General features: G+C 63.9%; 6 protein-coding genes and 2 pseudogenes. 4 read left to right on the forward strand and 4 right to left on the reverse strand.

The window, feature by feature from the left end:
• From A5695_RS28180 to A5695_RS01120, 4 genes and pseudogenes are all read right to left on the reverse strand, one after another.
• A pseudogene (locus A5695_RS28180) lies at window positions 1-113 on the reverse strand (LLM class F420-dependent oxidoreductase); the annotation flags it as partial.
• A 61-nt stretch (window positions 114-174) separates the two neighbouring features.
• The gene (locus A5695_RS01110) at window positions 175-684 is read right to left on the reverse strand and encodes a sigma-70 family RNA polymerase sigma factor (protein WP_068077212.1); all 510 of its coding nucleotides are present in this window, start codon (window positions 682-684) and stop codon (window positions 175-177) included.
• A gap of 68 nt (window positions 685-752) precedes the next feature.
• The gene (locus A5695_RS01115) at window positions 753-2,213 is read right to left on the reverse strand and encodes an MFS transporter (RefSeq protein ID WP_068077214.1); all 1,461 of its coding nucleotides are present in this window, start codon (window positions 2,211-2,213) and stop codon (window positions 753-755) included.
• Complete coding sequence (locus tag A5695_RS01120) at window positions 2,213-2,650, reverse strand: MarR family winged helix-turn-helix transcriptional regulator (RefSeq protein ID WP_068077216.1); 438 nt, start codon at window positions 2,648-2,650, stop codon at window positions 2,213-2,215. Before A5695_RS01120 ends, A5695_RS01115 begins: the two co-directional genes overlap by 1 nt.
• Window positions 2,651-3,332: 682 nt before the next feature.
• On the opposite strand from A5695_RS01120, the gene A5695_RS01125 reads away from it, so the two are divergent.
• The 4 genes and pseudogenes from A5695_RS01125 to A5695_RS27030 all read left to right on the forward strand — a co-directional run.
• A complete protein-coding gene (locus A5695_RS01125; protein WP_068077218.1) occupies window positions 3,333-3,779 on the forward strand; it encodes a MarR family winged helix-turn-helix transcriptional regulator in 447 nt (148 codons plus the stop codon).
• Between the two features lie 269 nt (window positions 3,780-4,048).
• A complete protein-coding gene (locus tag A5695_RS01130) occupies window positions 4,049-4,486 on the forward strand; it encodes a hypothetical protein (protein ID WP_068077222.1) in 438 nt (145 codons plus the stop codon).
• Window positions 4,486-4,701, forward strand: a complete 216-nt coding sequence (locus A5695_RS01135) for a hypothetical protein (RefSeq protein WP_068077221.1) — start codon at window positions 4,486-4,488, stop codon at window positions 4,699-4,701. The genes A5695_RS01130 and A5695_RS01135 overlap by 1 nt, the downstream gene beginning before the upstream one ends.
• A gap of 374 nt (window positions 4,702-5,075) precedes the next feature.
• Window positions 5,076-5,257: pseudogene (locus tag A5695_RS27030) on the forward strand (LLM class F420-dependent oxidoreductase); the annotation flags it as partial.

Raw genomic sequence — 5,257 nt, forward strand, 5'->3', positions numbered from 1 at the left:
GTGAACATCGTGGCGCCGGCTTGCTCGGCTAATTTAGCCGATCCTGCCATCGTGGGCCCAAGCCTCTCGGGAGCGCCCGGGAGGAAGTCGATGAAATGTACGCCCAGTTCCATGAAATCGTTGTCCTTTCTTAAGAGGTTGTCGGTTGCCGCGGAAAACGAATCGACGTGCGTTTCAGCTCGCCAGGCCCTGCGGCAGAAGCGCCCGCAAGCGGCGCCGCCCGCGATGCAGTCGTGACATCACCGTTCCCGCCGGGCTTTTCGTCAACGCGGCGATTTGCTTTACGGGCAGGCCTTCCACGTCGGCGTAGTAGACAACGGTGCGGAACGTCTGCGGCAGCGCCCGCATCGCGCATGCGAGATCGGCATCGGGCATCGCGTCGAGGGCCTCGTCCTCGGCTGCCCGCACGTGGTTTGGCCATGGCCGCGCATCGACGCTTTGGCGACTGATCAGCATCTCTTCGGTGAGTGGCACCGCGGGCTTACGCTGCCGGCGTCGGTAGCTGGAGATGTAGCTGTTGGTCTGGATCCGGTACAACCAGGCCCGGATGTTCGTTCCCTGCCGAAACGTGTGCAGGCTGTTGAGTGCCTTGAGCATCGTGTCTTGCAACAGGTCATCGGCGTCGGCAGGGTTGCGTGTCAACCGCATGGCGTGTGAATGCAAGGCGGGCATCAGCGCGACCACCTCACCCTCGAGTCGCCCCGCCGTTACCGCGCAGTCGGCGGTGCCTGCGGGACTAGGATCTACAGAGGTCATCGCTCACCCACCTCGCCGGTAGTTTGCTTAGGCGCCAAGCGTGTTCGCACCTGCCTAGCCGACCGGGACATGTGTCGGAGGCGAAGTCCGGTGATCATGGGGTCGGTAGCCAAGACGATCAGACCGAGCATGCTGGCACCGACGAGGACCCAGGCAATCACATGGAGACCCGGGTCGTCGACGCCGGCGTGGAACGCCACCGAGATGAGTGCTGCAGATGCGATCGAGCCGACGTAACCGCACGATCGCAACAGGCCCGACGCCGTCGCGATTTGATCGTCGCTTACCTGCGTGTACAGGGCGGTTTGGTTCGCACTCGCCATCGCGCCCATGGCGACCCCAAAAACCAGGGTGATCAACACGATCCACGAGGTCCTAGTGGCGGTGTCCAACAACAACACCCCGATCGATCCAGCCAAACAACAGACGCCGACGACGATCAGCGGGGCACGGATCAGGTTGCGAGCCGCGACCGGCTGCGCAACGACCGCGGCCAGGCCGGTCATCGGCAACAGCAGCAAACCCGAGGTGCTGGCAGAAAAACCGCGGCCGGCCTCCAGCCATTGAGTCACCCCGTAGAACACGGCGTAGATGCACATCGTTGTGATCGCAAAACGGAGGTAGGTGCGGGCCAATCCGGTGCGGGTGGCCAGCATACGGAGGTCGATGAACGGGGTACTGACCCGCAGCTCCCACCACACCAAGGCGGCGCCGATCACTAGGGACACAGCCAACGCGGCCCAGCGAGGATGCGGTAGCGAGACTAAGAAGACCAGAAGCGCTCCCAGCGCGCCGCCGAAGCCGGCGATCCCGACTGGGTCGAGGTCGGCAATTGTCCGTCGAAACCATTTGCGCCCTGAGCTATTCGGGTCCGCGGGAAGCCACGCCAGCGCCATCGCCAGGGCCACGACGCCCACGGGGAGATTGATCAAGAAGGTGGCCCGCCACCCTAACGCGTCGACCAGCACGCCGCCGATCGGAAGCCCCGCAGCCGCGGTCACCGACCCGGCAATTACTAAGCCTCCCAGGACGGGCCCCGGTGGCCCATCCAAACGGGCCTGCGCTGCGCGTCGGCGGACGAGAAGCATCGCCGAGGGATAAGCGCACGAGGTCCCGACACCGATCAGCACCCGGCCGACCACCAGCGCGGGCAGGCTGGCGCCCAGACCGCCCACCAGCCCACCAACCAGCAGCGCGACAACGCCAATCACGAGTACCCGGCGCGGCCCGAACTCCTCGGCCAGCGCGCCCGCGGTCGGCTGACCAATCGCTGTCGCCACGTACAGCACCGAAATCAACACTGAGGCTTGACCCGCCGAGCAGCCCACCGCGGCAGCGATCGGGACGATCGCAGTCGCGATTACCGAGCTGTTAATAGGATTCAGCGCTGCGCACACAAACAGCGGCGCGCAAAAACGCCACCCGAATCGACCGGGACTCGTGTCGGCATCGGCCATCAGATGCGGTCACCGAAGCGTTCGAGTAACGGCGCCGCTTGGGCAAGGGCCCGCAGCTCTTCGGCGGTGAACTCCTCGGCGAGGACCTTTGCGAACTGACGAGTTCGCGTATCGCGTCTGTGGCGCACCATGTCGACACCCGATGCGGTCAGCGACATGATCACCCGCCGACCGTCACCCGGATCGGATTGCCGCTGCACCAGACCGCGCGACTCCAGGCCGGCCAGCGTAACCCCCATGGCCTGCGGGCTGATCTGTTCGACCCGCGCCAACTCGGCCGCCGAACCAGGACCGCCGCGATCCAGCCTCGCCAGTGCCGCCCGTTCAGGCAGCGTCAACTCACCGGGCGCCTGCGGCTGCCTAGTCCGTCGCGAGATTTGAGCGATCCCGCGAAATAAGACCGCACCCAGTTCGTCCACGTCGAGACGCTCATCCATATAGCCAAATTAGGTTGACAACCTAGACTTGTCAACCCAAATTGTTTAGTTGCCGTCTGATGGAACCAGTGGCTAACCACGGGGCCAGCGTGGCCGGCAGCGCCCTATCCCACGCCACCCTTATCAGCCAGGGGCGCCAAGGTAAACCGAGCCTTCGCTGGGGCCGCGGTATCCGATCGATGAGGACATCGCTGATGAGGTCGAAGAGCTCGTCGCGATTGTTGACCCAACGGTAAAGCGCACTGCGGCTGACATCCGTCAGGCGAGGTTCGCATAGTGAGCGTATCGAGATTCGCGGTGCACGACACGGGCATCGATGATGCGGCCGTCATTGTCGGCGGCCAACCCCAAGGACCAGATGAGTCATTCGCCCGGGCCGAAGCGATGAGGCAAGATGTCGGCCGCCCGACTCGTAGGGGATCCCGTTACGGGCCACGGTTGCCGCCCCCGCATACCAACATTCTTTTATGTGCTGACGTTTTCGCCGCGACGCCTTCGGCGGCATTCTTTGGACGGGCACGCCGTTCAGCCCAGCAGGATGACCCACAACAGCGGTAATGCGATGGCCGGTCCAAGCCGCTGACCGCGGAGATTTTCGATAACGGGCCAGGCTCTCGCCAGTAGCGAATGTCGCCGTATGTTTATACGTCCGGGTTGTCAAACGTGACTTATCATCTTCATCATGCCGCGCGCGACCGAAGAGCTCGACGTTGATCAGTTGGCTGGCGCGTTGTATCGCGGGGTAGCGTTGATTGTTCGACGGCTCAAGCAGCTGCAGGCGCCTGAGGAGTTGACTTTGCCGCAGCGTACCGCGTTGGCGCGACTCGATCGAGGTGGCCCGTCGTCTGCGGCGAATTTGGCCCGTGCTGAGCAGATCACCCCGCAAGCGATGTCGGTCACTTTAGGAGCGCTCGAAAAGCGCGGATTAGTACAGCGTCGCCCAGACCCTCACGACGGCAGGCAGGTGGTGATGTCGTTGACGAAGTCGGGCCGGGCGGTATTGCACCATTATCGCGACGCGCGAGCTCGTCAGTTCTCGAAAGTCCTTGCTGAGAAGTTCAGCCCTGCGGAGCTACGGCTGCTCGCGCGCGCTGCACCCCTCATCGAACGTCTGGGCACAGAACTCTAATAGCCGTCTGCTTATTCGCCTCCACCAGCGACGGGCGGCATGGCCGGGCCCGAGTGGCGGCGGGATCCCTAGAGCGGTCAGGTGTCGCGATGGCTCGTGGCGTCCTGGCGTCGCCGTGACCTGTCAGTGCTGATTGCGCCTCGCATCGCCACGGCGGCTCCCTGGGATCGGACCCGTCCTATTACCGCTCGACGTCACGTCGAGGTAACCACCGGCATATCATCAATCTGCGTTGACAACCTAACTTAACGACCCTACGGTTGTTCAACATGGCTGATGAAGTTGACGTCGACGACATCGGCGCGACGCTCTATCGCGCAGCGGGGCTGATCGTGCGTCGCCTCCGGCAGCTGCGTAGCCCCCACGGACTGACGTGGCCAGAGCGCACTGTGCTCGCGCGGTTGGACAGGGGCGGCCCGTCCACAGCCGCAGCCCTGGAACAAGCTGAGCAGATCTACACCGCCCCGATCGGCGTCACGCTGAGATCGCTGGAGACGCGGAAACTGGTGCACGGCCAGCCTGATGCGCTCGCTGGCGGAGAGCCGGTCATGTCGCTGACTTCGTCTGGTTTGGGTTTGTTGCGCTATGACCGCGCTACACGTACCGCACTAATCTCCAAAGCCCTTGCGGAGCACTTGGATGTGACGAAGTTACGGGCGTTGTCGCGCGCGGTGCCCGTCATCGAAGTGTTGGGTACCGAGCTGTGATGGGGCGCAGCGAATCACCGGCGTGCATTGAATCGTCTGCGGCGGGGTTTGGGTGGCGGTTTTGCACGCCGCTGTTGCTGAGTGCGACGTTGAATCCGATCAACAGCTCGCTGATTGCCACGGCGATGGTGCCGATTGCGGGCGCGATGAGAGTGTCGGTGGGTCGCAGCGCGGTGCTGGTGTCGGCGCTGTATGTCGCGACGGCGATCGCGTAACCGACGGCGGGCAAATTATCGGAAGTCTTAGGGGCGCGCGGTGTTTCTGGCGGGGCTGCTGGCAGTGGTTGTGGGTGGTTCGGCCGGAGCTTTCGGCTCGAGCCTGGGCGTCCTGGTCGCGGCCCGGATACTGATCGGGGCCGGCACCTCGAGTGCGTATCCGGCCGGCGATGTCGTTCATCCAGCGCCGCGCCGCCCAGGATGGTCTTACGGAGCCCCCCGGAAAAGTGTTGGCCGCCTGCGAGCGCAGCTTGCAGCGGCCGCCCAGGACAGCGCCGAGAGCGCCGTTGAGGGCGATAAGCGCCTCAACGACATCCACGGCGCCGATCGCCGTGCAAGCAAGAAAAACGCTGCAACAGAGAGGAATACGGATCATGGAACTGGGAGTACACTTCATCGACTTTCTACCAGGTGCACCTGAGAAGCTGGCCCCCACGCTGGCGGCTGCTGCCAAAGCTTCCGAACAGGCCGGCGCGGCCATGTTCACCCTGGCCGACCACTTCTTTCAAATGGAACAGGTCGGCAAGGCCGAGGACCCGTTCCTGGAGGGCTACAC

This window comes from Mycobacterium sp. E1747, assembly GCF_001667775.1.
GTDB lineage: Bacteria > Actinomycetota > Actinomycetes > Mycobacteriales > Mycobacteriaceae > Mycobacterium.